This window comes from Klebsiella sp. WP8-S18-ESBL-06 (assembly GCF_014169755.1).
In the GTDB taxonomy this organism is placed as follows: Bacteria; Pseudomonadota; Gammaproteobacteria; order Enterobacterales; family Enterobacteriaceae; genus Kluyvera; species Kluyvera ascorbata_B.
In genome coordinates, this window is sequence record NZ_AP022256.1 from 1,060,917 (window position 1) to 1,084,473 (window position 23,557).

Consider the following 23,557-nt stretch of genomic DNA (forward strand, 5'->3'; position numbering starts at 1 on the left):
GTTCGGCGCCGCTATGCTAAGTCCGTCATCAGCACCTTCGACCGTCGCTGATAGTTATAAAGCTGTTTCTTACTTTCCGGCAGCAATTCCACGTCTACCGGCTTAAACCCGCGCTCCTGGAACCAGTGAATGCTGCGCGTGGTCAGTACAAACAGGTGATTCAGCCCCATTTGCTTCGCCTGAGCGGCTATCCGCTCCAGCAGCACCTCGCCACGCGATGAACTGCGGTAGTCCGGATGTACCGCCACGCAGGCCATTTCGCCAATTTTTTCTTCCGGGAACGGATACAGCGCGGCGCAGGCAATGGTGGTGTTATCACGCTGAATGATCGTGAATTTATCGATCTCCATTTCCAGCTGTTCGCGGGAGCGGCGCACCAGAATACCCTGCTGCTCCAGCGGGGCGATAAGATCGAGAATACCGCCGATGTCGTTAATGGTGGCGCGGCGAATTTGCTCGGCGCTCTCCATCACGATTTGCGTACCAATACCGTCGCGGGAGAACAGCTCTTGCAGCAGGGCGCCGTCTTCCTGATAGCTTATCAGGTGGCTACGGCGTACGCCGCTGCGGCAGGCTTTCACCGCGCCGCGCAGGAAGCGCGCGGTACCGGAAAGGTAATCGCCTTCCTGCTCCAGCTCTTCGATGCGCGCCTGCGCTTCGTTCGGGAACAGCTCGGGAACAATTTCGCCCGCTTCGTTATACACGCCCTGCGACGAGCAGAAGCCGATCATTTTTTCAGCCTTCAGCTTAATCGCCAGCTGGGTGGCAATTTCTTCCGAAGTCAGGTTAAAGCTTTCGCCGGTCACGGAGACGGCCACCGGCCCCATCAGCACAATCGCGCCGCTATCGAGCTGGCGGTGAATGGCTTCTTCATCAATACGACGAATACGCCCGCTGTGGCAGTAATCAATGCCGTCGTCCACGCCAAGCGGCTGCGCGATAATAAAGTTACCGCTCACCACGTTGATGTGTGCCCCCTGCAGCGGGGTGTTATTCAGGCTCATCGACAGACGCGCGGTGATATCCAGCTGCAGCTGACCGGCCGCCTGCTTAACCAGTTCAAGGGTTTTGCTATCCGTCACGCGAATATGTTTATGATACGTGGGCTGATGGTGATGCTCTTCCAGGTTCGCATCAATCTGCGGGCGCGCGCCGTACACCAACACCAGGCGAATACCCAGACTGTGAAGTAGACCTATATCATTGACAATGCTGGAAAAGTTCTCATGCTCAATGGCTTCGCCGCCGAGCATGATGACAAACGTCTTCCCTCGGTGAGCGTTAATATAGGGGACTGAATGACGAAACCCCTCGACCAGTTCGGTTCTACGTTCCTTCACCACGGCGCAACCCTCAATGCATGAATATTCGTAATAAGTGTATTTTTATTCTGTTTTGCCGCTAAACGCAAGCCGGAATTTACCTCAGGATGGCAAAAATTCGCGTCGAATTTCGCTTAACCAACGAATGTTTACCCTTTTATAGATGACAGTTTATCCCTCATTGGTTAGAGTTTTCGGTCAATCGTATTATGCGTAAATTACAATCGTCTTTTTTTGCCTGGGATGGAGCATGTCCGGAAGTCAGTCTTTGAGTCGTCGCCGCCTGTTAAAAGGGGCGGGCGCCATGTGGTTGCTAAGTGTCAGTCAGGTTGGTTTTGCTGCCGTCAGTCAGGTGGTGGCGGTCCGCATCTGGCCTGCGTCCAGCTACACGCGCGTTACGGTGGAATCCAACCGCGTGCTCAAGTACCGGCAGTTTGCGTTAAGCAACCCGGATCGCCTGGTGGTCGATCTCGAAGGGGTGAATCTTAACTCGGTGCTGAAAGGGATGGCCGCGCAGATCCGCGGCGACGATCCGTTTATTAAATCCGCGCGCGTGGGGCAGTTTGACCCGCAGACGGTGCGCATGGTGTTTGAGCTTAAGCAGGACGTCAAACCGCAGCTGTTTGCCCTGGCGCCGGTCGCCAGCTTCAAAGAGCGTCTGGTGATGGATCTTTACCCGGCCAACAGCAACGATGTGCAGGATCCGCTGCTGGCGCTGCTGGAAGAGTACAATAAAGACGGCCTCGAAAAGCAGGTACCGCCTGCGCAGAGCGGGCCTCAGCCGGGGAAAGCCGGACGCGACCGGCCAATCGTTATCATGCTTGACCCGGGTCACGGCGGCGAAGACTCGGGTGCGGTGGGGCTGTATAAAACGCGGGAAAAGGACGTGGTGCTGCAAATTGCCCGTCGCCTGCGCGCGCTGATTGAGAAAGAAGGCAATATGAAAGCCTACATGACGCGCAATGAAGATATCTTTATTCCGCTGAGGGTGCGGGTGGCGAAGGCGCAAAAGCAGCGCGCCGACCTGTTCGTGTCGATTCATGCGGATGCCTTCACCAGCCGTCAGCCGAGCGGCTCGTCGGTGTTTGCGCTCTCCACTAAGGGGGCCACCAGTACGGCGGCGAAATATCTCGCGCAGACCCAGAACGCCTCGGATTTGATCGGCGGGGTGAGCAAGAGCGGCGACCGTTACGTTGACCACACCATGTTTGATATGGTGCAGTCGCTGACCATTGCCGACAGCCTGAAATTCGGTAAAGCGGTGCTCAAGAAGATGGGGCAGATTAACAATCTGCATAAAAACCAGGTTGAGCAGGCAGGCTTTGCGGTGCTGAAAGCACCGGATATTCCATCGATCCTCGTCGAAACTGCATTTATCAGTAACGTTGAAGAGGAGCGCAAGCTGAAGACCGCCAAATTCCAGCAGGAAGTGGCCGAATCCATCCTTGCCGGGATCAAAGCCTACTTCGCCGACGGCGCGACCCTTGCGCGGCGCGGGTAACTTGCCATGTCGCGTCTGAAATGCGCCCACGGCGGGAATACGCGTGAAGCGGCTGCGCTGATGGGTGTCGCCGCTGACCAGCTGCTGGATTTCAGTGCCAACATTAATCCGCTGGGTATGCCCGAGAGCTTAAAACAGGCCATTGTGGCTCAGCTAAGCTGTACGGAACGCTATCCCGACGTTGAGTATCAGCAGCTGCATCAGGCGCTAGCGGCACATCACGGGGTTCCGGCAACGTGGATTCTCGCAGGTAACGGCGAGACGGAATCTATTTTTACCCTCGTCAACGGTCTGCAGCCGCGCCGGGCGATGGTGGTTGCGCCTGGGTTCGCCGAATATCGTCGCGCGCTGGAAACGCAGGGTTGCGTTATCGACACGTTTTACCTGCGCGAAGAGGACGGCTGGCAGCTGAGCGAGGCGATTCTCCCGGCGCTGACGGCTGAACTCGACTGCCTGTTTCTCTGCACGCCTAACAATCCAACCGGGCTGATGCCGGAGCACACGCTATTGACGGCCATTGCTGAACGCTGCCGAGCGCTGGACATCGCGCTGATTCTCGACGAAGCCTTCCTTGATTTTATCCCCGATGCGCCGGGATTTATTCCTCTACTGGCGGAGTATCCCCACGTCTGGGTGCTGCGTTCACTGACCAAATTCTATGCTATTCCCGGCCTGCGCCTTGGCTACCTGCTCAACGGCGATGAACGGGCGGTCGCAAGGCTGCGCCAGCGGCAGATGCCGTGGTCAATCAATGCGTTCGCCGCGCTGGCCGGCGAGGTGATTCTCAACGATAGCGCCTACCAGCAGGCCACTCGCCGCTGGTTGGCCGATGAAGGGGCGCGCTTTTACCGTGCGCTCAGTAAGATTGACGGGATCACGGTTTACCCCGGGCGAGCCAATTACCTGTTTCTGCGCTGCGAGCGCCCCGACCTTGAGCTGCAATACGCGCTGCTGGAACAGCAGATTTTAATTCGCAGCTGCGCTAACTACCCGGGGCTCGACGGGCGCTACTTCAGGGTGGCCATCCGCAGCGCCGAAGAAAACCAGCGGCTGCTGGCGGCGCTGAGTCAGGTACTGAGCTGAACGCCACCCGATACCGACTTTCGCAGATGCAGCTGCGGCCAGTGCGCCGCTAACGAACGTTGCCCCAGCGCCCAGCGCAGATACTCTACATCGTGACGGCGGCGGTCGAGCATCAACCCGACAACGCTGCCGCTGTGCGCTACGTTCAGGCCATACAGGCCGCATGATTCAACCAGTGCCAGCAGCGCCGCAAACCCCCGCTTGGGCAGCAGAGTCTGGCTGGCGGTGGCGCTGAGCGTCGCCGCTTCGCCCAGCAGGCCAGCATCCTGACGTCTGCAGGCGCTTTGCACTTTTTCCCATGCCAGATCGAGCACCCCGGCGTTTGCCTCCAGCACCGCCTGGCGGGGTAATCGGTGATAGTCGACGGTGCGAAGCCGTAGCGGGCTTTCCAGTACCAGAAGGTCGAAATGCGGCGCGGGCTGGCAGGCAATTTGCGTGCGCGCGTGATGATGATCGAACAGGGTGGGGGCACAAAATAGCGTGCTGTCCGTCGGCTCCAGCGAAACGCATAGCGCGGCGAGCGCCGATTCGCTGAGCGTCTGGCCCAGATGATGCGCGGCGGCAACGGCGGTAGCGGCGATATCGGCGGTGCTGCTGGCCATTCCCTTAGCCAACGGAATCGTTGAGTGAATCTCTATGCGCAGCGAACGGCTTAGCGCCTGTGGATAGCCCAACTGGGCTAGCAGCCGGTTGAGCATCGCCCGCGCCAGGGGGCGCTCGTCGGCAAGCGGCGTTCCGTCGCGCACTTCCACCGTGCTGTACCAGTCAATCGGGCAAGAAACCAGCTTCTCACTGCCGAGAATCCAGCCCTGAATAAGTTCCCCACAGGAGGCGGGACAGCGCGCCACGCTCATGATTTTCCTTGCTTTGCCGAACGAAATATAACTACCGTAAATAAATCTGCCGGTATTGTCATAGCGCAACGAAATCCTTCTTTTGCGGCGCTAGAGTAACCTGTTTTTATTTTATGCGGGCCGACGTGCCGGTATAAATCTGCAACCAACAGGTTTGGCATAGATTATGTGCCAGGGAAGGAGGTGTAAACCCTCCGCAGCCCCCGCTGCTGTGATGCTGACAACCCCGTACACACCACTGATCGACAGATCGGGAAGGACGGGCGAGGATGACGCTAAGCCAGAAGACCTGCCTGTTGGCCATTAACAACAACTTCGGTGGGAAGTGGGTTGCTTTGAGTCGAACGGTCTCCGGACCGGGCGCACGCACGGCTATACCCGATGACCACCCTGCATAGGGTCAGGGTATGGCAGCCAGACAGCACGCATTTGTTCTCGCCGGGACCGGCAGCGGCTGTGGTAAAACCACGGTAACGCTGGGTCTGCTTACGCTGTTACAGCGACGCGGCCTGCGGGTTCAGCCTTACAAAGTCGGGCCGGACTACCTTGATACCGGCTGGCACAGCGCCCTTAGCGGCGTTACCTCCCATAATCTCGACAGCTATATGCTGCCTGCCCCCACGCTTAATGCGCTGTTCTGCGAACATATGCAGCAGGCCGATGTTGCCGTCATTGAAGGCGTCATGGGCCTTTACGATGGCTACGGCACCGACCCTGATTATTGCAGCAGCGCGGCGATGGCGAAACAGCTGGGCTGTCCGGTGATTCTGCTGGTGGATGGTAAGGCGGTTTCGACTTCTATTGCCGCGACGGTGATGGGGTTTCAGCACTTCGATCCCCGCTTGAATATCGCTGGCGTCATCGTGAATCGCGTCAACAGCGAGGGCCACTTCCAGCTGCTTAAGCACGCCATTGAACGCTACTGCGGCCTTCCTGTGCTGGGCTATGTGCCGCACGTGGACGGCGTATCGTTGCCGGAGCGCCATCTTGGGCTGGTCACTGCCCGAGAATCGGCGCTCGACAATGGGCCATGGCAAGACTTTGCTACCGTGCTGGAGCGAACGCTGGATGCCGATCGTCTGCTTGAACTGAGCGCATTGCGCACTTTACCTTCCGGCCAATGGCCGCCCATGCCGGACTCCGGCGCGGGGCTGACGCTCGCCCTTGCCGATGATGAAGCCTTCAACTTCTACTACCCGGACAATCTGGCACTGCTGCTGCGTGCTGGCGTGAAGATTGTGCGCTTTAGCCCGCTGCATGACGCGGTGCTGCCCGATTGCCAGATGATCTGGCTCGGCGGCGGTTACCCGGAACTGCACGCCCGTGCCCTTGCAGATAACCAGCCAATGCTGACGCAGCTGCGCGCGGCGCACGAGCGCGGCGTGGCGATTTACGCCGAATGCGGCGGCCTGATGTACCTTGGCACCACGCTGGAAGATAAGAACGGTGATACCTACGCAATGGCCGATATTCTGCCCGGCCACAGCAAAATGGGCTCCCGGCTGACCCGCTTTGGCTACTGCGAAGCGCAGGCGCAGCAGCCAACGCTGCTCGCTGCTCCCGGCGACGTGCTGCGCGGCCACGAATTCCACTATTCCGATTTTACCGCCCAGACGCCTGCGGTGATGGCGTGCCGTAAAACCCGCGACGGCGCGGTGCTCCAGCAGTGGGCCGGTGGCTGGCAACGTGGCAATACTTTTGCCAGCTACCTGCATCTCCATTTTGCTCAGAACCCGTCGATGCTGAACCACTGGTTTGCCGCCGCAAGGAGTGCCCAATGACGCTGCTGGCCTGGTGCCTGGCCTGGGGGCTTGATTTCATCATCGGCGACCCGCACAGCTGGCCGCATCCAGTGCGCTGGATAGGCAACCTGATTAACGCCGTGCAGCGCGCGGTGCGCAGGATGTGTCATACCGACCTTGCGCTGCGTATTGGCGGCGGGGTGATGTGGTTGGTGGTAGTGGGGCTGAGTTACGCCGTTGCCTGGGGCGTGCTGCACCTCGCCGCGAGCGTGCATCCGTGGCTGGGTTTTGGCGTTGAGGTGTGGATGATTTTCACGGTGCTGGCCGGGCGCTGCCTGGCGCAGTCGGCGCAGGCGGTCGAACGTCCGCTGCGGGCAGGCGATCTTGCCGAAAGCCGTATCAAGCTGTCGTGGATTGTCGGGCGCGATACCTCACAGCTACAGCCGGAACAGATCAACCGCGCGGTGGTGGAGACGGTGGCGGAAAACACCGTCGACGGCATTATCGCGCCGCTCTTCTTCCTGTTGCTCGGCGGCGCGCCGCTGGCGATGGCCTACAAAGCGGTGAACACCCTCGACTCGATGGTGGGTTACAAGCACGAAAAATACCGGGCAATTGGCATGGTCAGCGCACGCCTCGACGACGTGGCGAACTTCATTCCCGCGCGTCTGAGCTGGCTGCTGATTGGCCTTGCCGCCTTTCTCTGCCGCGATAATGGCGCGCGCGCGCTGCGTATCGGCTGGCGCGACCGTAAAAACCACAGCAGCCCCAACTGCGCCTGGTCTGAAGCGACCGTCGCCGGGGCGCTGGGCATCCGTCTTGGCGGCCCTAACGACTATTTTGGCGAGCGGGTGAACAAGCCGTGGATTGGCGACGCGCATCGCCCGATTGCCATTGATGATATTTCCCGAACGATTCGACTGATGTGGGTAGCGTCAACGCTGGCCCTGCTGCTGTTTATGGCGGTCAGGTTCTGGCTTATCGGCGTGGCCTGAGGAGCACTGCATGAACTATATCCAGCAACCGCAAGCGATTGAGCGCAAAAGCTTCGAGATTATCAGCGAGATTATCGCGCAAACGCGCCCGGAGTATCGCTTCGCCAGCCCCTTGCACGAAGCGATTATCAAACGGGTGATCCACACCACCGCCGACTTCGAGTGGCTGGATATTTTGTGGTTCTCGCCGGATGCATTAACCCGCCTGTGCGAGGCGCTGAGCCGCCCGTGCACGCTCTACACCGACACCACCATGGCGCTTTCCGGCATCAACAAAAACCTGCTGGCCACCTTCGGCGGCGAGTGCCGCTGCTACATCAGCGACCCGCGCGTGGTGCGCGAGGCCAAAGCGCAGGGCATTACCCGCTCGATGGCGGCGGTGGACATTGCCGCCAAAGAAGAGGGCGACAAAGTGTTTGTCTTCGGCAATGCGCCAACCGCGCTATTCCGCCTGATGGAGCATAACGCGCTGGAAGTCGGCGGGGTGATTGGCGTGCCGGTCGGATTCGTCGGCGCGGCGGAATCCAAAGAGGCGCTGAGCAAAAGCAGCCTGCCGGGCATTGCCGCGCTGGGGCGTAAAGGTGGCAGCAACGTTGCGGCGGCGATCGTCAACGCCATTCTCTACCATCTGCAGGGGGTGCGATGAGCGAGCCCGCCTTTGATGCCCCGGTGTGGCATAACGGCAAAGCGCTGCGCAAAGGCTACACCACCGGCTCCAGCGCCACGGCGGCGGCGAAAGTCGCCGCGCTGATGGTGATGCGCCAGCACCTGATTCACCAGATCTCGATTGTCACGCCGTCGGGCGTGACGCTAAACCTGAATGTCGAATCCCCGCACGTCGAAGGCCAGCAGGGTATTGCCGCCATCCGCAAAGATGGCGGCGATGATATCGACGCTACCCACGGGATGCTGATTTTTGCTCGCGTCACCGTCAACGACAGCGGCGAGATTATCCTGCGTGGCGGCGAAGGTGTTGGCACCGTTACCCGCAAAGGCATCGGGCTGCCCATCGGCAGCGCGGCGATTAATCGCACCCCACGACACACCATTGAGACCGCCGTTCGTGAGGCCATCGGCCCGGCGCGCGGCGCAGAGGTGGAGATTTTTGCCCCAGAGGGCGAAGAGCGGGCGAAGAAAACCTATAACGCGCGGCTGGGCATTCTGGGCGGCATTTCGATTATTGGCACCACCGGTATCGTGACGCCGATGTCGGAAGAGAGCTGGAAACGCTCGCTGGCGTTGGAACTGGAGATGAAACGTGCCGCCGGGTTGGCGCGCGTGGTGCTGGTACCGGGCAACCACGGCGAACGCTTCGTACGCGAGCAGATGGGCATTGACTCGCAGGTGGTGGTCACCATGAGCAACTTTGTCGGCTACATGATTGAAGAGTCGGTGCGCCTTGGCTTCCGCCAGATTGTGCTGATTGGCCACCCCGGCAAGCTGGTCAAAATCGCCGCCGGGATTTTCCACACCCACAGCCATATCGCCGACGGGCGCATGGAGACGTTGGTGGCCCATCTGGCGCTGCTCGGCGCGCCCCTTGAACTGCTCACTCTGGTGAGCGAGTGCGACACCACCGAAGCGGCAATGGAACACATTGACGCTCACGGCTTCCAGAAAATCTACAACCATCTGGCCAAGCGCATCTGCCAGCGCGTGCTGGAGCGGCTGCGCTTCACGCAAAATCCGCCCATCTGCGATGCCATCATGTTTGCCTTTGATAACCAGATCCTCGGCAGCAATCGCCCGGTCAACGAGATTGTCAAGGACATGCAATGTTAACCGTCGTCGGAATGGGCCCGGCGGGCGTACAGCTGATGACGCCGCAGGCCGTGGAGGCGGTGAAACAAGCTGATGCGCTGGTTGGCGGCGTGCGCCATCTGGCGCAGTTTCCGGCGTTTGATGGTGAACGCTGCCCGCTGGGCGCCAATATTCCCCAGGTGCTGGCGTGGATTGAGGCGCGACAGGCGCAAAACGTGGTGGTGCTGGCCTCCGGCGACCCGCTGTTTTACGGCATCGGCACGCGGCTTATTGCCCATTTTGGCCGTGAAAACGTGCGGGTGATCCCCGGCGTCAGCGCCGTGCAATACCTGTGCGCGCAGGCGGGCATTGATATGAACGACATGTGGCTGACCAGCAGCCACGGGCGCGAGGTGGATTTCGACAGGCTGGCGAGCCACCGCAAGGTGGCGATGGTCACCGACAAACGCTGCGGCCCGAAAGCCATCGCCGCTGAACTGGTGGCGCGCGGTAAGGGACACCGCTGGATGGTGATTGGCGAAAACCTGGCGCAGGACAACGAACGCATCCACTGGCTGCCGGTTAGCGCCGTGGAGCGCGATTATGAGATGAACACGGTGGTGATCCTCGATGAAAGATGAGCTGTTTTTACGCGGCGAAAAGGTGCCGATGACCAAAGAGGCAGTGCGCGCGCTGGCGCTCTCAAAACTTGAGCTGCACGGTGCGAGTCACCTGATTGATATTGGCGCAGGCACCGGCAGCGTGTCGATTGAAGCCGCGCTGCAAAATCCGGCGCTGACGGTGACGGCGATTGAGCGCAATCCGGCGGCGCTGCATCTGCTGGCGGAAAACTGTCAGCGCTTTGAGTGCCGGAATATTCACATCGTAGAAGGCGAAGCGCCGCTGACGGTTGATGCGCTCGCCGACGCGGTCTTTATGGGCGGCAGCGGCGGCCATCTCTGCGCGCTTATCGACTGGTCTCTGCGCCAGCTTCGCCCGGGCGGGCGTCTGGTGATGACCTTTATTTTGCAGGAGAACCTGCACTGTGCTCTCGAGCATCTCCAGCGCGTCGGAGTCCCGGCGGTTGACTGCCAGCAGTTGAATGTTTCAACGCTGACGGCGCTGGGTACCGGTCACTATTTTAAACCGCACAATCCCGTTTTTGTGCTTGCTTGTCACAAGGAGCGACACCATGGCTGAGGCTTTGGATACACGCTGCGTTTGGTTCGTCGGCGCCGGGCCGGGCGACCGCGAACTGATTACTCTGAAAGGCTACCGCCTGCTGCAACAGGCGCAGGTGGTGATTTACGCCGGTTCGCTGATTAACCCCGAACTGCTGAGCTACTGTCCGGCGGAAGCCGAGTGCCACGACAGCGCCGAGCTGCATCTTGAGCAAATCCTCGACCTGATGGAAGCGGGCGTGAAGGCCGGAAAAACGGTGGTGCGCCTGCAAACCGGCGACGTGTCGCTGTACGGTTCGGTGCGCGAGCAGGGCGAAGAGCTGACCCGTCGCGGCATTGACTGGCAGGTGGTGCCGGGCGTCAGCGCGTTTCTCGGCGCGGCGGCGGAGCTGGGCGTCGAGTACACGGTACCGGAAGTCTCGCAAAGCCTGATCATCACTCGCCTGGAAGGGCGTACGCCGGTGCCAGAGCGCGAACAGCTGGAATCCTTTGCCCAGCATCGCACCTCAATGGCGATTTACCTCTCCGTACAGCGCATCAACAAAGTCGCCGAGCGGCTGATTGACGGCGGCTACCCGGCGACCACGCCGGTGGCGGTGATTTACAAGGCTACCTGGCCCGAGAGCCAGACCGTACGCGGTACGCTTTTGGATATCGCCGATAAAGTGCGCGATGCCGACATCCGTAAAACGGCGCTGATCCTGGTCGGGGATTTTCTCGGCGAGGAATACCACTACTCGCGCCTCTACGCCGCAGATTTTAGCCATGAATACCGCAAAGCCTGAGCGCATTGCGCTGTTCTGCCTGACCCCCGGCGGCGTCGCGCTGGCCAGGCGGCTACACTCGGCGCTGCCGATGACCTGCTTTACCCGCGAAGGGCTGGTGGTGGAGGGATTCCTGCCTTTTGACGGCAGCTTTTCCCGTACCGTGCAGCGGGCATTTACGCACTATTCAGCGCTGGTGTTTATCGGCGCGACCGGCATCGCGGTACGCGTGCTGGCGCCGCTGCTGGTTGATAAGCTCCGCGACCCGGCGGTGGTGGTGATTGATGAACGCGGCCAGCACGTGATTAGCCTGCTTTCCGGCCACGTAGGCGGCGCGAACGACCTGGCACGACGGTTGGCGGGCATTCTCGACGTGGAGCCGGTCATCACCACCGCCACCGACGTGAATGAGGTGGCGGCGCTGGATACGCTGGCCTGTCAGCTCAACGCGCGGATGCACGACTTTCGCGCCGCGGTAAAGGCGGTTAACCAAATGCTCGTCAGCCAGCAGCGGGTTGGGCTGTGGTGGGACGACCGTTTTAGCGCTGATATTCGCCGCTGCGACCTACGCGGTTTTATTCCGGTTACCGATCTTCATACGCTGCCCGACCTCGATGGGCTGGTGTGTATCACCTTGCGTAAAACGTTACCCGATCTGCCGGTGCCCCATTGGAAGCTGGTCCCGCGGCGCATCGTTGCGGGCATTGGCTGCCGTCGCGGCACCCCGCGCGAGCTGATTAGCGCGCTGCTGATGCGCCAGTTGGCACTTCAGCAGTTGGACCCGCTGGCGCTGAAGGCTATCGGCAGCATTGTCCTTAAGCAGGATGAACTGGGGCTGATTCAGTTGGCAAGCGACCTCGACGTACCGTTTGAGGTGTTTAGCGTGTCCGCTCTGCGCGAGCATGAGCACCGTTTTCCCTCATCGCTGTTTGTCAAACAAACGGTCGGCGTTGGCAGCGTTTCCGGCCCGTCGGCATGGCTGTTAAGCGATGGGCACTTACTCGGTGGAACCCTGCGTGAACAGGGGATCACCATTACTTTGGGAGTCACATACTGATGTTAAGCGTAATTGGGATCGGCCCTGGCTCGCAGGCCATGATGACCATGGAGGCCGTCGAGGCGCTGCAGGCGGCGGAAATCGTCGTCGGCTACAAAACCTATACCCACCTGGTGAAAGCCTTTACCGGCGATAAGCAGGTGATCAAAACCGGGATGTGCAAAGAGATTGAACGCTGTCAGGCGGCGATTGAACTGGCGCAGGCCGGGCACAACGTGGCGCTGATTAGCAGCGGTGATGCGGGCATTTACGGCATGGCGGGGCTGGTGCTGGAACTGGTCAGCAAACAGAAGCTGGACGTGGAAGTGCGCCTGATCCCGGGCATGACCGCCAGCATTGCGGCGGCCTCACTGCTGGGCGCGCCGCTGATGCACGACTTCTGCCATATCAGCCTGAGCGACCTGCTCACCCCGTGGCCGGTGATCGAGAAACGTATTATCGCCGCCGGGGAAGCCGACTTCGTTATCTGCTTCTACAACCCGCGCAGCCGGGGTCGCGAAGGGCATCTGGCGCGCGCCTTTGAACTGCTTTCCGCGGTTAAAAGCGCCGATACGCCGGTGGGCGTGGTGAAGTCGGCCGGGCGCAAAAAGCAGGGAAAATGGCTCACTACGCTCGGCGCGATGGACTTTGAACCGGTGGACATGACCAGCCTGGTCATCGTCGGCAATAAAACCACCTATGTGCAGGACGGCCTGATGATCACGCCTAGAGGCTACGTGCTGTGAGTTTCGGTGACGTGCTGGTGGTGGGCGGCACCAGCGATGCGCGCGCGCTTTGCCTGCAGCTGGATGCCGCGCAGGTGCGCTACACCGTGTCGGTGGCGACACCCACCGGCGAAGCGCTGGCGGGCGATATTCAGGGGCAGGTGCGCTGCGGTCGTCTGGAGCGGGAAGAGATGGTCGCCTGGCTTCGTGAACACAACACGCGCTGGGTGATTGATGCGTCGCACCCGTATGCCGAAGCGGTCAGCCGCAACGTGCTGGACGCCTGTGCGCAAGCGGGTGTCCTGTTGAGCCGCTACCAGCGCCCGGACAAACTGGATGAACTGACGCACCCGCTGCTGCACTACGTCACCGGCATTGATGAAGCCTGTGAACGGATCAAACCGTTAGGCCAGCGCGTGCTGCTGACCACCGGCAGCAAAGATCTGGCGCGGTGGCGCGCCGGGCTGCCGGAAAAAACGCTGCTGGCCCGCGTGCTGCCGGTGCCGAACGTGGTGCAGCAGTGCGCCGACCTCGGCTTTGGCGTGGGCGAGATTTTTGCTATCTGCGCGCCGTTCAGCGCGGAATTTAACGCCGCGTTTTATCGTCACTGCCGCGCCGACGTGGTGGTGACCAAAGCCTCCGGCGCGGAAGGCGGCTATCTGGAGAAGGTACAACCCTGCCTGGACGCCGGACTTCCCTGCATCGTGATTACCCGTCCGGCACCGCTGGTGTCCGGCGATGAACTACTGCAAAGTCAGTCCGCCTTTGCCGAGCGCTTAGCGCGCTGGTTGGCCGACGACAAAAGGAATCAAGCATGAAAAAAGCCCTACTGGTGGTGAGCTTCGGCACCAGCTACCACGATACCTGCGAGAAGAATATTGTCGCCTGCGAACGCGAACTGGCGGCCAGTTGCCCCGATCGTGACCTGTTCCGCGCCTTTACCTCGGGCATGATTATCCGCAAGCTGAAAGCCCGCGACGGCATTGAAACCGATACGCCGCTTGAGGCGCTGCAAAAGCTTGCGGACCTCGGCTATGACGATGTGGCGGTTCAGTCGCTGCACATTATCAATGGCGACGAGTACGAGAAAATTGCCCGCGAAGTACAGAGCCTGCGCCCGCTGTTTAAACGCCTGACCCTCGGCACGCCGCTGCTGAGCGGCCACGACGACTATGTGCGTCTGATGGAGGCGCTCACCCAACAAATGCCTGCGCTGAACGCCAACGAAAAGGTGGTGTTTATGGGCCACGGCGCCAGCCACCACGCCTTTGCTGCCTACGCCTGCCTCGACCATATGATGACCGCCCAGCGCTTCCCGGCGCGGGTTGGCGCGGTGGAGAGCTACCCGGAAGTGGAGGTGCTGATTGAGAGCATGAGCAGAGAGGGCGTCAGCGCCGTACATCTGATGCCGCTGATGCTGGTGGCGGGCGACCACGCTATCAACGACATGGCCTCCGACGAAGAAGATTCGTGGAAGACGCTGTTTAACGCGGCGGGCATTCCGGCTACGCCGTGGCTGTGCGGGCTGGGCGAAAACCCGGTGGTGCGCGCCATGTTTGTTGACCATTTGCAGCAGTCTCTGGAGGCAGCATGAGCGGCAAACTGTATGCCCTGAGCACCGGGCCGGGTGCGTCTGACCTGATTACCGTTCGCGCGGCGCGCATTCTGGGCTCGCTGGATATTCTTTACGCCCCGGCTGGCCGCAAAGGCGGCGACAGCCTGGCGCTCTCCATCGTGCGCGAATACCTCGGCGAACAGACCGAAGTACGCTGCTGCCACTTCCCGATGAGCGCCGACAGCGCTGAAAAAGAGGCCGTCTGGGATGACGTTTCGGCGGCGCTGGTACGCGAAGTGGAAGCCGGGAAGCGCGTGGGCTTTATCACCCTCGGTGACGCGATGCTGTTCAGCACCTGGGTCTTTTTACTCCAGCGCATTGGCAGCCCTGAGTGGCTGGAGATTGTGCCCGGCGTGACCTCGTTCGCTGCCATTGCCGCGCGCAGCAAAACGCCGCTGGCAATGGAACAGCAGTCGCTGGCGGTAGTCGCCTGCACCGCGCCGGAAGACGAGATTGAACGCGCGCTGGCGCAGCACGACAGCCTGGTGCTGATGAAAGTCTATGGCCGTTTTCCGCGTATTAAAGCGCTGCTGGCAAAAGCAGGACTGCTGGATAACGCACTGCTGATGGCCGAGGCGACGCTGCCGGGTGAACAGTGCTGGCGGCATTTAGGCGAGGTCGCTGACGACCTGCCGCTGCCGTATTTCTCCACCATTCTGGTGAATAAACAGTGGGAGCAAGGAAAATGAAACTGGAACAACAGCTGAAGCAGTTATCGCTCAGTGGATTCGCGGCGGCGATACTGCTGCTGGTGGTACCGCAAGAAGCCTTTGCGATGCACATCATGGAAGGCTTCCTGCCGCCGATGTGGGCGCTGGCCTGGTGGCTGCTGTTCCTGCCGTGCCTGTGGTACGGGCTGGTTCGCCTGCGCCGCATCGTGCAGGAAGACAGCAACCAGAAGGTGCTGCTGGCGCTGTGCGGGGCGTTTATTTTTGTCCTCTCGGCATTGAAGATCCCGTCCGTCACCGGGAGCTGCTCGCACCCGACCGGCGTGGGGCTGGCAGTCATTTTGTTCGGGCCGGGCGTAGTGGCTATTCTGGGGGCGATCGTACTGTTGTTCCAGGCGCTGCTGCTGGCTCACGGCGGCCTGACGACGCTTGGCGCTAACGGCATGTCGATGGCGGTAATTGGGCCAATCGTCGGCTATCTGGTGTGGAAGATGGCCTGTAAGGCCGGGTTCCGCCGCGATGTGTCGGTGTTCCTGTGCGCCATGCTGGCGGACCTGGCGACCTACTTTGTCACCTCTCTCCAGTTGGGCGTGGCCTTTCCGGATCCGCAGGCGGGCTTTGTTGGATCGAGCCTGAAGTTTATGGGGATCTTTTGCCTGACTCAGGTTCCTATCGCCATTGCCGAAGGCTTGCTGACGGTGATGATCTACGACCAGTTAACCAAGCGACAGCTGATCGCCACTGAGGGGCGCTAAAATGAAAAAGACATTAATCCTGCTGGCGATGGTGATTGCGCTGGTTATCCTGCCGTTCTTTATCAACCATGGCGGCGAATACGGTGGTTCTGACGATCAGGCTGAAGGCGTGATTAGCGCCGTTGATCCAGGCTATAAGCCGTGGTTCCAGCCGCTCTATGAACCGGCAAGCGGCGAAATTGAGAGCCTGCTGTTTACCCTGCAGGGCTCCCTCGGCGCGGCGGTGATTTTCTACATTCTCGGCTACTACAAGGGCCGCCAGCGCCATGATGACCGGGCTTGATAGGCTGAGTTACCAAAGCCGCTGGTTTCACGTGCAGCCAGAGCGAAAGTTTCTGCTCTGGCTGCTGATGATGGTGCTGGCCTTTAGCCTGCCGCCGCTCGGACAGGCGCTGCTGATGGCACTGACGGCGGGTTTTACCTGCTGGCTGCTGCGTATCTCGCTGTGGCGCTGGCTTCGCTGGATGGCGCTGCCGCTGGGCTTTCTGCTGGTAGGCGTGGTGACGATTGTTTTTAGCGTCAGCCGCGACCCGCACGCGCTGCTGGTGAGCGTGCCGCTGGGTTCGTTCTCGCTCGGCATCACCACCGCCGGGCTTGCCACCGCCAACGCGACCTTCTGGCGCAGCCTGGCCGCATTGTCCGCGACCTTCTGGCTGGTGTTGAATCTGCCGTTCCCGCAGCTTATCGTGCTGCTCAAACGCGGACGAGTGCCGCGTCTGCTGATCGAGCAGATCCTGCTGACCTGGCGCTTTATCTTTATCCTGCTGGACGAGGCGATGGCGATCCACCGGGCGCAGACGCTGCGCTTTGGTTATCGCAACGTTCGTCTGGGCTACCGCTCGCTGGCGATGCTGGTCAGCCTGCTGTTTACGCGTGTTTTAATCCGCTATCAGCAGATGAGCACCGTACTGGATATCAAACTGTATCAAGGTGATTTTCACCTCTAAGGAACGCCATGCTGGCTACCACTGACCTTTGGTTTCGCTACCAGCAGGAACCGACGCTCAAAGGGCTGACGCTGGACTTCTCGCGCCAGGCCGTCACCGGCCTCGTTGGGGCGAACGGCTGCGGAAAATCGACGCTGTTTATGAACCTCAGCGGGCTGCTGCGCCCACAGCAGGGGGCAGTGCTGTGGCAGGGCAAGCCGCTGGACTACAGTAAGCGCGGGCTGCTGGCGCTGCGCCAGCAGGTAGCGACCGTATTCCAGGACCCGGAGCAGCAGATTTTCTACACCGATATTGATAGCGATATCGCCTTTAGCCTGCGTAATCTGGGCGTTCCGGAAACGGAAATTGCCCGCCGGGTAGACGACGCGCTGACGCTGGTTGATGCCCAGCACTTCCGTCAGCAGCCGATTCAATGCCTGAGCCACGGGCAGAAAAAACGGGTGGCGATTGCCGGTGCGCTGGTATTACAGGCGCGCTACCTGCTGCTGGATGAACCGACCGCCGGGCTGGACCCCTCCGGGCGCGCGCAGATGATCGATATCATCAAACGCATCGTGGCGCAGGGAAATCATGTGGTGATTTCCAGCCACGATATTGATTTAATTTATGAAGTTAGCGACGCAGTATACGTGCTGCGCCACGGCGAAGTGCTGGCTGAGGGCGAGCCGGGCGAGGTGTTTGCCCGTACAGCACTGATTGAACAAGCGGGGTTGAGCCAGCCATGGCTGGTGAAGCTGCATGCGGAGCTGGGGCTGCCGCTGTGTAAAACCGAGGCGGAATTTTTCCGCCGGATGCGTGAAAAAGGAACCGTATGACACAGGCCATTATGTTGCAGGGCACCGCCTCCGATGTTGGGAAAAGTATGCTGGTGGCGGGGCTATGCCGGATTTTTTATCAGGATGGCCTGCGCTGCGCGCCGTTTAAATCGCAGAATATGGCGCTCAATTCCGGCATTACCCCAGATGGCAAAGAGATGGGGCGCGCACAGATTTTTCAGGCGGAAGCGGCGGGCATTGCGCCGGATGTGCGGATGAACCCGATTCTGCTCAAGCCAACCAGCGACCGCAAAGCGCAGATTGTACTGATGGGCGAAGTGGCGAGCGATATGGACGCTGTCAGCTATCACGACTACAAGCCGCGCCTGCGCGAGCAGATTCTCAGCGTCTACCGGAGTCTGGCGAGCGAGTATGAGGTGCTGGTACTGGAAGGGGCGGGCAGCCCGGCGGAGATTAACCTGCGTGACCGCGATATCGTCAATATGGGCATGGCCGAGATGGCGCAGTGCCCGGTGATTCTGGTGGCCGATATAGACCGGGGCGGCGTGTTTGCCGCTATCTACGGTACCCTGGCGCTGCTGCGCGAGCACGAACGGGCGCGGGTGAAAGGGGTGATTATCAATAAGTTTCGCGGCGACGTTGCGCTGCTGCACTCTGGTATTGAACAGATTGAAGCGCTGACTCATGTGCCGGTGCTGGGCGTGATGCCGTGGCTGGAAGTTGACCTGGAAGATGAAGACGGCGTGGCGCTGCAAAAGGGCAAATACCGTCACGCGGCAGCGTATGAGATTGACGTGGCGGTGGTGCAACTGCCGCATATCTCTAACTTTACCGACTTCAACGCGCTGGCGGCGCAGCCGGACGTGCGGGTGCGCTATGTCCGGCATGCGGAAGATTTGTCCGGCGCTGACCTGATTATCCTGCCCGGCAGTAAAAATACGCTGGGCGACTTGCTGTGGTTGCAGGATAACGGGCTGGCGCACGGCGTTTTACTGGCGCAGCGTCAGGGCGTGCCGGTGCTGGGTATTTGCGGCGGTTATCAGATGTTGGGCGATACGCTCATCGATGACGTGGAGTCAGGGTTGGGCTCGCTGCCCGGCTTAGGGCTGCTAAACGTGGTGACGCGCTTTGCGCCGACGAAAACCACCACGCAGGCTACCGCGACACTCGGCGATGCGCTGCCGGGCTGGCTGGCGCCGGTCTCTGGTCTGCCGCTGCGCGGCTATGAAATTCATATGGGTGAAACCACGCCGTCAGGAGACGGTCGTGCGCTGATGCAGCTGTGTAAAAACGGTCAGTACAGCGCGGATGGCGCGGTCAGCGAAGATGGGCTGGTCTTTGGCACCTATTTGCACGGCCTGTTCGACAGCGATGCGTTTACCCGCGCGCTGGTTAACGGCTTACGTGAGCGCAAAGGGCTGGCGGCGCTCAACCACGATTTTCACTATGCAGAATATAAGGCGCAGCAGTTTGATATCCTGGCAGCATCGATGCGTCAGCATATTGATATTGAAAAGATTTATACGATTATGCGCGAGTATCGAGAAGCCTAGGGAAGGGGGCGCCATTCAACCGGGTGGCGCTGCGTTGGCTGAACGACGGGCAAAAAAAAACACCCTTAAGGGTGTCATTTTAATTGGTTGCGGGGGCCGGATTTGAACCGACGACCTTCGGGTTATGAGCCCGACGAGCTACCAGGCTGCTCCACCCCGCGTCCGTCTTTACTCTTCATCGAGTAAACTTGCATCAGATTTTAATTGGTTGCGGGGGCCGGATTTGAACCGACGACCTTCGGGTTATGAGCCCGACGAGCTACCAGGCTGCTCCACCCCGCGTCCGTCATTACTCTTCCATCGAGTAACGTTACTGCTTCTGATTTTAATTGGTTGCGGGGGCCAGATTTGAACTGACGACCTTCGGGTTATGAGCCCGACGAGCTACCAGGCTGCTCCACCCCGCGTCCGTGGATGCGCACTATACTCTGCTGAGCATTTGTTGCAACCCATTTTTGAGATAAATCACTCATTTTTTTATGACTTGTACGTATACGACACAATTTGCCTGTTTTTTGTACGTAATTATGACAAGCATGCGCGATCGCATTTCAATACCCCTGGCGGTTTGTTATCTTCAGCGGGCACTTACGATTATGCGGAATACAAGACACCATGAAAGGACGTTGGGTTAAATATGTGGCAACGGGCGCAATGCTGGCAATGCTGGCCGCCTGTTCGTCAAAACCGACCGATCGCGGTCAACAGTATAAAGACGGGAAATTCACCCAGCCTTTCTCTTTAGTCAACCAGCCTGATGCCGTGGGCGCGCCGATTAATGCCGGCGACTTTGCGCAGCAGGTCGGCCATATCCGAAACGCCTCTCCGCGCCTTTACGGCAACCAGAGCAACGTTTATAGCGCCGTGCAGCAGTGGCTGCTCGCCGGCGGCGATACCCGCACCCTGCGCCAGTACGGTCTTGATGCCTGGCAGATGGAAGGGACAGATAACTACGGTAACGTCCAGTTTACCGGTTACTACACGCCGGTGGTTGAGGCGCGCCATACGCGACAGGGCGAATTCCAGTACCCGATTTACCGCATGCCGCCTAAGCGCGGTAAGCTGCCTTCCCGCGCCGGCATTTACGCCGGACAGCTGAGTGATGACTACATTCTTGCCTACAGCAACTCGCTGATGGATAACTTCATCATGGACGTACAGGGCAGCGGCTATATTGATTTCGGCGACGGCTCGCCGCTGAACTTCTTTAGCTACGCAGGGAAAAACGGCTGGGCATATAAAAGCATTGGCAAAGTGCTGATCGACCGCGGCGAAGTGAAGCGCGAAGACATGTCGATGCAGGCGATTCGCCATTGGGGTGAAACCCACAGCGAAGCGGAAGTGCGCGAGCTGCTGGAGCAAAACCCGTCGTTCGTCTTCTTTAAACCGCAGTCCTTTGCGCCGGTAAAAGGCGCCAGCGCCGTACCGCTGGTGGGCCGAGCGTCGGTCGCCGCCGACCGCAACGTGATTCCGCCGGGCACGACGCTGCTGGCTGAAGTTCCGCAACTGGATAACAACGGCAAGTTTAACGGCCAGTATGAGCTGCGTCTGATGGTGGCGCTGGACGTCGGCGGCGCGATTAAAGGCCAGCACTTCGATATCTACCAGGGCATCGGCCCGGATGCCGGGCATCGCGCAGGCTGGTATAATCACTACGGACGCGTGTGGGTGCTGAAGACAGCGTCTAACGGCGGGAATGTGTTTAGCGGCTAGTGCCGGATGGCGCTTCGCTTATCCGGCCTACATGATTGAGTAGGCCTGATAAGGCGTAGCCGCCATCAGGCGGTAATATCGCGCGAAATTTATGAATTTGAGGTTTTATGTCTGTGGTTATCAGTGACGCCTGGCGCCAGCGTTTTGGCGGCACGGCACGTTTGTACGGTGAAAAAGCGCTACAGGTCTTTGCTGACGCGCATGTGTGCGTGGTCGGTATTGGTGGCGTAGGCAGCTGGGCGGCGGAAGCGCTGGCGCGTACCGGCATCGGTGCGATCACGCTTATCGACATGGATGACGTGTGCGTTACCAACACTAACCGTCAGATCCACGCCCTTGGTGGCAACGTCGGGCTGGCGAAAGCGGAAGTGATGGCCGAGCGTATTCGCCTGATAAACCCTGAGTGCCGCGTCACCGTGGTGGATGATTTCGTCACGCCGGATAACGTCGCCGAGTACATGGGCGCAGGCTACAGCTACGTGGTGGACGCTATCGACAGCGTGCGGCCGAAGGCGGCGCTGATTGCTTACTGCCGTCGCTATAAAGTGCCGCTGATCACAACCGGCGGGGCGGGCGGGCAAATCGACCCGACGCAGATTCAGGTCAGCGATCTGGCGAAAACCATTCAGGACCCGCTGGCGGCCAAGCTGCGTGAGCGGCTGAAAAGCGAATTTGGCGTGGTGAAGAACAGCAAAGGTAAGCTGGGTGTGGACTGCGTGTTTTCCACCGAAGCGCTGGTCTACCCGCAGTCTGACGGGTCAGTGTGTGCCATGAAAAGCACCGCTGAGGGCCCTAAACGCATGGACTGCGCCTCGGGCTTTGGCGCGGCGACCATGGTGACCGCAACCTTTGGTTTTGTCGCGGTGTCCCATGCGCTGAAAAAGATGCTGGCGAAAGCGGAGCGTCAGGCTAGCGTCTGACGCGCGGCTTCTATCATGGCCTCGCTCAGGGCCATCAGGCCCTGAGAGCGAGAGGCGCTCAGTTGACCACGTAGCCCCAGTTCATCAAACAGGTTGAGCGGATCGTCTGCCAGAATCTCCGCTGGCTGTTTGCCTTCTGCCGCCGTCAGTAGCACCGCCAGCAGCCCACGTACAATCCTTCCTTCGCTATCGCCAAAGAAGTGCAGCGTGCCGTCTGGCGCCTGGGTATAACCCAGCCAGACGCGGTTTTCGCAGCCGGGGATCTCGCGCGCTTGCGCTTTTAGATCTTCCGACAGCGCTGGAAGCTGTTTTCCTAATAGGATCAGTTGGCGGTATTTCTCTTCCCACTGCGAAAGCGCCGCAAACTGTTTTCGTAACGTATCTGGGGTTACGGTGGTGCCGAACGGGTGCCCGGCGAGTGAAGACGTCGTCATTAGTCCACCAGAAGTTCGAGCGCACGGTCGACGGCGCTGACCAGCGCCTGTACGTCGTCCTGCGTATTGTAAGGGGCAAACGAGGCGCGCAGCGTACCGCTCACGCCCAGCGCCGCCAGCAGCGGTTGAGCGCAGTGCTGACCGGCGCGCAGGGCGATGCCGTATTCGGCCAGCAGCGTCACCATATCGCTGTGGTGAACGCCAGCAAAATCAAAGGCCAGCAGGCTGGAGTCCTGGCAGCGGAAAGCGCGGAAGCCCGGGCGTTTTGCCAGTTCTTCCTCCGCAAGCGTCGCCAGACCCCGGCTCCAGGATTCGGCCTGTACCATGTCGATATCGGACAGCCACTCCAGCGCCGCGCTGAGACCAATCACTCCGGCAACGTTTGGCGTACCGGCCTCCAGACGATAAGGCACCGGCTGAGTGGTGAAACCGTCGAAGGTCACTTCGCTAATCATTTTGCCGCCGCCGAGCCATGGGTTCATGGCATTCAGCAGTTCGCTTTTACCGTATAGCACGCCGATGCCGGTGGGCCCGTAGAGCTTATGGCCGGAAAAAGCGTAGAAGTCGATATCCAGCGCCTGAACGTCGGCGGGGAAGTGCACCGCCCCCTGGGCTCCGTCCACCATCACCACCATGCCTGCCCGATGGGCGAGGGCAATGGCGCGCGATAAATTCGGACAGCCACCGGTCACGTTCGACATTTGCCCCAGCGCCAGAATGCGGCTGCGCGGGGTGATGAGCGTCGTCAGTTGCTCGACATCCGGCAGACGATCGGTGCCGAGAGGCAGCTGCACAATCTTTGCGCCGGTCTGCTCGGCAACCATCAGCCATGGCACCAGGTTAGCGTGGTGCTCGGCCACGCTCACAATAATCTCATCGCCCGGCTGCAGACGCGGGCGGGCGTAGCACTGGGCCACCATATTGATGGCCTCGGTGGTGCCGCGCGTCCAGACAATGTCTTTGCCGCTCGGGGCGTTCAGCCAGCGGGCTACCTGCTCGCGAGCAGCCTCATAGCGCGCGGTTAAGCGCTGGGCTTCGGCAAACTGGCTGCGGTGCACGTTACCCGCGCTGAGCGAATAAAAATGATGTGTCGCCTCGATCACCGCCAGTGGCTTTAACGCGGTGGCGGCGCTATCAAGGTACACCCCGGCATCATGCAGGGCGGGAAACTGGGAGCGAAACTGTGCTGGGGAGAAGGCGTTCATGGAATTCCTCATATCAATAAGGAGATCG

25 protein-coding genes, 3 tRNA genes and 1 riboswitch are annotated in these 23,557 nt (G+C 60.1%); of the genes, 21 read left to right on the plus strand and 7 right to left on the minus strand.

The features are described 5' to 3' along the window. Positions 1-11: 11 nt before the first annotated feature. Positions 12-1,343, minus strand: a complete 1,332-nt coding sequence (argA, locus tag H7R76_RS05090; protein WP_106925942.1) for an amino-acid N-acetyltransferase — start codon at positions 1,341-1,343, stop codon at positions 12-14. Positions 1,344-1,572: 229 nt separating this feature from the next. Between argA and amiC the strand changes: the two genes are divergently transcribed. Both amiC and cobD read left to right on the plus strand, forming a co-directional pair. After that, positions 1,573-2,823, plus strand: coding sequence for an N-acetylmuramoyl-L-alanine amidase AmiC (gene amiC, locus H7R76_RS05095; RefSeq protein WP_106925944.1), 1,251 nt, complete (start codon positions 1,573-1,575; stop codon positions 2,821-2,823). Between the two features lie 6 nt (positions 2,824-2,829). Next, positions 2,830-3,906: a threonine-phosphate decarboxylase CobD gene (gene cobD / locus H7R76_RS05100; RefSeq protein ID WP_182967132.1), complete on the plus strand. Its 1,077-nt coding sequence runs from the start codon at positions 2,830-2,832 to the stop codon at positions 3,904-3,906. Here the strand turns inward: cobD and H7R76_RS05105 are convergent. Then, the gene (locus H7R76_RS05105; RefSeq protein WP_182967134.1) at positions 3,891-4,760 is read right to left on the minus strand and encodes an L-threonine kinase; all 870 of its coding nucleotides are present in this window, start codon (positions 4,758-4,760) and stop codon (positions 3,891-3,893) included. The two genes, cobD and H7R76_RS05105, sit on opposite strands and share 16 nt — an antisense overlap. A gap of 133 nt (positions 4,761-4,893) precedes the next feature. Next, a riboswitch (cobalamin riboswitch) is annotated at positions 4,894-5,071 on the plus strand. Between the two features lie 96 nt (positions 5,072-5,167). On the opposite strand from H7R76_RS05105, the gene H7R76_RS05110 reads away from it, so the two are divergent. From H7R76_RS05110 to H7R76_RS05190, 17 genes are read left to right on the plus strand one after another with little or no spacing between them, the layout of a single operon-like run. After that, positions 5,168-6,541, plus strand: a complete 1,374-nt coding sequence (locus H7R76_RS05110) for a cobyrinic acid a,c-diamide synthase CobB (RefSeq protein WP_106925950.1) — start codon at positions 5,168-5,170, stop codon at positions 6,539-6,541. Continuing rightward, entirely contained in the window at positions 6,538-7,497 is a 960-nt protein-coding gene (gene cbiB, locus H7R76_RS05115) for an adenosylcobinamide-phosphate synthase CbiB (RefSeq protein ID WP_182967136.1), read from the plus strand. The genes H7R76_RS05110 and cbiB overlap by 4 nt, the downstream gene beginning before the upstream one ends. A gap of 10 nt (positions 7,498-7,507) precedes the next feature. Continuing rightward, positions 7,508-8,143 carry a cobalt-precorrin-8 methylmutase gene (locus H7R76_RS05120; protein ID WP_182930093.1) on the plus strand — a complete coding sequence of 212 codons (636 nt, stop codon included), beginning with the start codon at positions 7,508-7,510 and terminating at the stop codon, positions 8,141-8,143. Further along, positions 8,140-9,279: a cobalt-precorrin-5B (C(1))-methyltransferase CbiD gene (cbiD, locus tag H7R76_RS05125; protein WP_106925956.1), complete on the plus strand. Its 1,140-nt coding sequence runs from the start codon at positions 8,140-8,142 to the stop codon at positions 9,277-9,279. The genes H7R76_RS05120 and cbiD overlap by 4 nt, the downstream gene beginning before the upstream one ends. After that, positions 9,273-9,878: a cobalt-precorrin-7 (C(5))-methyltransferase gene (locus H7R76_RS05130; protein WP_106925958.1), complete on the plus strand. Its 606-nt coding sequence runs from the start codon at positions 9,273-9,275 to the stop codon at positions 9,876-9,878. Before cbiD ends, H7R76_RS05130 begins: the two co-directional genes overlap by 7 nt. Further along, positions 9,868-10,437: a decarboxylating cobalt-precorrin-6B (C(15))-methyltransferase gene (locus tag H7R76_RS05135; RefSeq protein ID WP_106925960.1), complete on the plus strand. Its 570-nt coding sequence runs from the start codon at positions 9,868-9,870 to the stop codon at positions 10,435-10,437. Before H7R76_RS05130 ends, H7R76_RS05135 begins: the two co-directional genes overlap by 11 nt. Then, on the plus strand, positions 10,430-11,203 hold the full coding sequence (locus tag H7R76_RS05140; RefSeq protein WP_182967138.1) for a cobalt-precorrin-4 methyltransferase: 774 nt from the start codon (positions 10,430-10,432) through the stop codon (positions 11,201-11,203). The genes H7R76_RS05135 and H7R76_RS05140 overlap by 8 nt, the downstream gene beginning before the upstream one ends. Beyond that, the gene (cbiG, locus tag H7R76_RS05145; RefSeq protein WP_106925964.1) at positions 11,184-12,239 is read left to right on the plus strand and encodes a cobalt-precorrin 5A hydrolase; all 1,056 of its coding nucleotides are present in this window, start codon (positions 11,184-11,186) and stop codon (positions 12,237-12,239) included. The genes H7R76_RS05140 and cbiG overlap by 20 nt, the downstream gene beginning before the upstream one ends. After that, positions 12,239-12,964: a precorrin-3B C(17)-methyltransferase gene (locus tag H7R76_RS05150; RefSeq protein WP_182967140.1), complete on the plus strand. Its 726-nt coding sequence runs from the start codon at positions 12,239-12,241 to the stop codon at positions 12,962-12,964. Before cbiG ends, H7R76_RS05150 begins: the two co-directional genes overlap by 1 nt. Then, positions 12,961-13,761 (plus strand): cobalt-precorrin-6A reductase, encoded by an 801-nt coding sequence (locus H7R76_RS05155; protein ID WP_182967142.1) that lies wholly within the window; start codon positions 12,961-12,963, stop codon positions 13,759-13,761. The genes H7R76_RS05150 and H7R76_RS05155 overlap by 4 nt, the downstream gene beginning before the upstream one ends. After that, the gene (cbiK, locus tag H7R76_RS05160; RefSeq protein WP_106925968.1) at positions 13,758-14,537 is read left to right on the plus strand and encodes a sirohydrochlorin cobaltochelatase; all 780 of its coding nucleotides are present in this window, start codon (positions 13,758-13,760) and stop codon (positions 14,535-14,537) included. The genes H7R76_RS05155 and cbiK overlap by 4 nt, the downstream gene beginning before the upstream one ends. Further along, a complete protein-coding gene (locus H7R76_RS05165; RefSeq protein ID WP_182967144.1) occupies positions 14,534-15,247 on the plus strand; it encodes a cobalt-factor II C(20)-methyltransferase in 714 nt (237 codons plus the stop codon). The genes cbiK and H7R76_RS05165 overlap by 4 nt, the downstream gene beginning before the upstream one ends. Next, complete coding sequence (gene cbiM / locus H7R76_RS05170; protein ID WP_106925972.1) at positions 15,244-15,981, plus strand: cobalt ECF transporter S component CbiM; 738 nt, start codon at positions 15,244-15,246, stop codon at positions 15,979-15,981. The genes H7R76_RS05165 and cbiM overlap by 4 nt, the downstream gene beginning before the upstream one ends. 1 nt (position 15,982) lies before the next feature. Next, positions 15,983-16,264 (plus strand): energy-coupling factor ABC transporter substrate-binding protein, encoded by a 282-nt coding sequence (locus H7R76_RS05175; protein WP_106925974.1) that lies wholly within the window; start codon positions 15,983-15,985, stop codon positions 16,262-16,264. Beyond that, positions 16,251-16,928, plus strand: coding sequence for an energy-coupling factor ABC transporter transmembrane protein (locus H7R76_RS05180; protein WP_106926119.1), 678 nt, complete (start codon positions 16,251-16,253; stop codon positions 16,926-16,928). Before H7R76_RS05175 ends, H7R76_RS05180 begins: the two co-directional genes overlap by 14 nt. An 8-nt stretch (positions 16,929-16,936) precedes the next feature. Next, positions 16,937-17,743: an energy-coupling factor ABC transporter ATP-binding protein gene (locus tag H7R76_RS05185; RefSeq protein WP_106925976.1), complete on the plus strand. Its 807-nt coding sequence runs from the start codon at positions 16,937-16,939 to the stop codon at positions 17,741-17,743. Continuing rightward, positions 17,740-19,257, plus strand: a complete 1,518-nt coding sequence (locus H7R76_RS05190) for a cobyric acid synthase (protein WP_182930099.1) — start codon at positions 17,740-17,742, stop codon at positions 19,255-19,257. Before H7R76_RS05185 ends, H7R76_RS05190 begins: the two co-directional genes overlap by 4 nt. Positions 19,258-19,341: 84 nt before the next feature. Here H7R76_RS05190 and H7R76_RS05195 read toward each other — a convergent pair. The 3 genes from H7R76_RS05195 to H7R76_RS05205 all read right to left on the minus strand — a co-directional run bounded on the left by H7R76_RS05195 (position 19,342) and on the right by H7R76_RS05205 (position 19,664). Continuing rightward, a tRNA-Met gene (locus tag H7R76_RS05195) sits at positions 19,342-19,418 on the minus strand. Positions 19,419-19,462: 44 nt separating this feature from the next. Then, positions 19,463-19,539, minus strand: a tRNA-Met gene (locus H7R76_RS05200). A 48-nt stretch (positions 19,540-19,587) separates the two neighbouring features. Beyond that, positions 19,588-19,664, minus strand: a tRNA-Met gene (locus H7R76_RS05205). 208 nt (positions 19,665-19,872) lie between these two features. On the opposite strand from H7R76_RS05205, the gene mltA reads away from it, so the two are divergent. Beyond that, the gene (gene mltA, locus H7R76_RS05210; RefSeq protein ID WP_106925980.1) at positions 19,873-20,970 is read left to right on the plus strand and encodes a murein transglycosylase A; all 1,098 of its coding nucleotides are present in this window, start codon (positions 19,873-19,875) and stop codon (positions 20,968-20,970) included. A 107-nt stretch (positions 20,971-21,077) separates the two neighbouring features. Beyond that, positions 21,078-21,890 carry a tRNA cyclic N6-threonylcarbamoyladenosine(37) synthase TcdA gene (gene tcdA, locus H7R76_RS05215; RefSeq protein ID WP_182967146.1) on the plus strand — a complete coding sequence of 271 codons (813 nt, stop codon included), beginning with the start codon at positions 21,078-21,080 and terminating at the stop codon, positions 21,888-21,890. Here the strand turns inward: tcdA and csdE are convergent. Beyond that, a complete protein-coding gene (csdE, locus tag H7R76_RS05220) occupies positions 21,875-22,324 on the minus strand; it encodes a cysteine desulfurase sulfur acceptor subunit CsdE (protein ID WP_182930100.1) in 450 nt (149 codons plus the stop codon). The two genes, tcdA and csdE, sit on opposite strands and share 16 nt — an antisense overlap. Next, positions 22,324-23,529: a cysteine desulfurase CsdA gene (csdA, locus tag H7R76_RS05225; RefSeq protein WP_182967148.1), complete on the minus strand. Its 1,206-nt coding sequence runs from the start codon at positions 23,527-23,529 to the stop codon at positions 22,324-22,326. Before csdA ends, csdE begins: the two co-directional genes overlap by 1 nt. Between the last annotated feature and the right edge of the window lie 28 nt (positions 23,530-23,557).

Bases quoted from the DNA above. Each gene is read 5' to 3' on its own strand.
- amiC (WP_106925944.1), top strand. From the start codon at position 1,573: ATGTCCGGAAGTCAGTCTTTGAGTCGTCGCCGCCTGTTAAAAGGGGCG.
- cobD (WP_182967132.1), top strand. From the start codon at position 2,830: ATGTCGCGTCTGAAATGCGCCCACGGCGGGAATACGCGTGAAGCGGCT.
- H7R76_RS05105 (WP_182967134.1), bottom strand. From the start codon at position 4,760: ATGAGCGTGGCGCGCTGTCCCGCCTCCTGTGGGGAACTTATTCAGGGC.
- H7R76_RS05110 (WP_106925950.1), top strand. From the start codon at position 5,168: ATGGCAGCCAGACAGCACGCATTTGTTCTCGCCGGGACCGGCAGCGGC.
- cbiB (WP_182967136.1), top strand. From the start codon at position 6,538: ATGACGCTGCTGGCCTGGTGCCTGGCCTGGGGGCTTGATTTCATCATC.
- H7R76_RS05120 (WP_182930093.1), top strand. From the start codon at position 7,508: ATGAACTATATCCAGCAACCGCAAGCGATTGAGCGCAAAAGCTTCGAG.
- cbiD (WP_106925956.1), top strand. From the start codon at position 8,140: ATGAGCGAGCCCGCCTTTGATGCCCCGGTGTGGCATAACGGCAAAGCG.
- H7R76_RS05130 (WP_106925958.1), top strand. From the start codon at position 9,273: ATGTTAACCGTCGTCGGAATGGGCCCGGCGGGCGTACAGCTGATGACG.
- H7R76_RS05135 (WP_106925960.1), top strand. From the start codon at position 9,868: ATGAAAGATGAGCTGTTTTTACGCGGCGAAAAGGTGCCGATGACCAAA.
- H7R76_RS05140 (WP_182967138.1), top strand. From the start codon at position 10,430: ATGGCTGAGGCTTTGGATACACGCTGCGTTTGGTTCGTCGGCGCCGGG.
- cbiG (WP_106925964.1), top strand. From the start codon at position 11,184: ATGAATACCGCAAAGCCTGAGCGCATTGCGCTGTTCTGCCTGACCCCC.
- H7R76_RS05150 (WP_182967140.1), top strand. From the start codon at position 12,239: ATGTTAAGCGTAATTGGGATCGGCCCTGGCTCGCAGGCCATGATGACC.
- cbiK (WP_106925968.1), top strand. From the start codon at position 13,758: ATGAAAAAAGCCCTACTGGTGGTGAGCTTCGGCACCAGCTACCACGAT.
- H7R76_RS05165 (WP_182967144.1), top strand. From the start codon at position 14,534: ATGAGCGGCAAACTGTATGCCCTGAGCACCGGGCCGGGTGCGTCTGAC.
- cbiM (WP_106925972.1), top strand. From the start codon at position 15,244: ATGAAACTGGAACAACAGCTGAAGCAGTTATCGCTCAGTGGATTCGCG.
- H7R76_RS05175 (WP_106925974.1), top strand. From the start codon at position 15,983: ATGAAAAAGACATTAATCCTGCTGGCGATGGTGATTGCGCTGGTTATC.
- H7R76_RS05180 (WP_106926119.1), top strand. From the start codon at position 16,251: ATGACCGGGCTTGATAGGCTGAGTTACCAAAGCCGCTGGTTTCACGTG.
- H7R76_RS05185 (WP_106925976.1), top strand. From the start codon at position 16,937: ATGCTGGCTACCACTGACCTTTGGTTTCGCTACCAGCAGGAACCGACG.
- H7R76_RS05190 (WP_182930099.1), top strand. From the start codon at position 17,740: ATGACACAGGCCATTATGTTGCAGGGCACCGCCTCCGATGTTGGGAAA.
- mltA (WP_106925980.1), top strand. From the start codon at position 19,873: ATGAAAGGACGTTGGGTTAAATATGTGGCAACGGGCGCAATGCTGGCA.
- tcdA (WP_182967146.1), top strand. From the start codon at position 21,078: ATGTCTGTGGTTATCAGTGACGCCTGGCGCCAGCGTTTTGGCGGCACG.
- csdE (WP_182930100.1), bottom strand. From the start codon at position 22,324: ATGACGACGTCTTCACTCGCCGGGCACCCGTTCGGCACCACCGTAACC.
- csdA (WP_182967148.1), bottom strand. From the start codon at position 23,529: ATGAACGCCTTCTCCCCAGCACAGTTTCGCTCCCAGTTTCCCGCCCTG.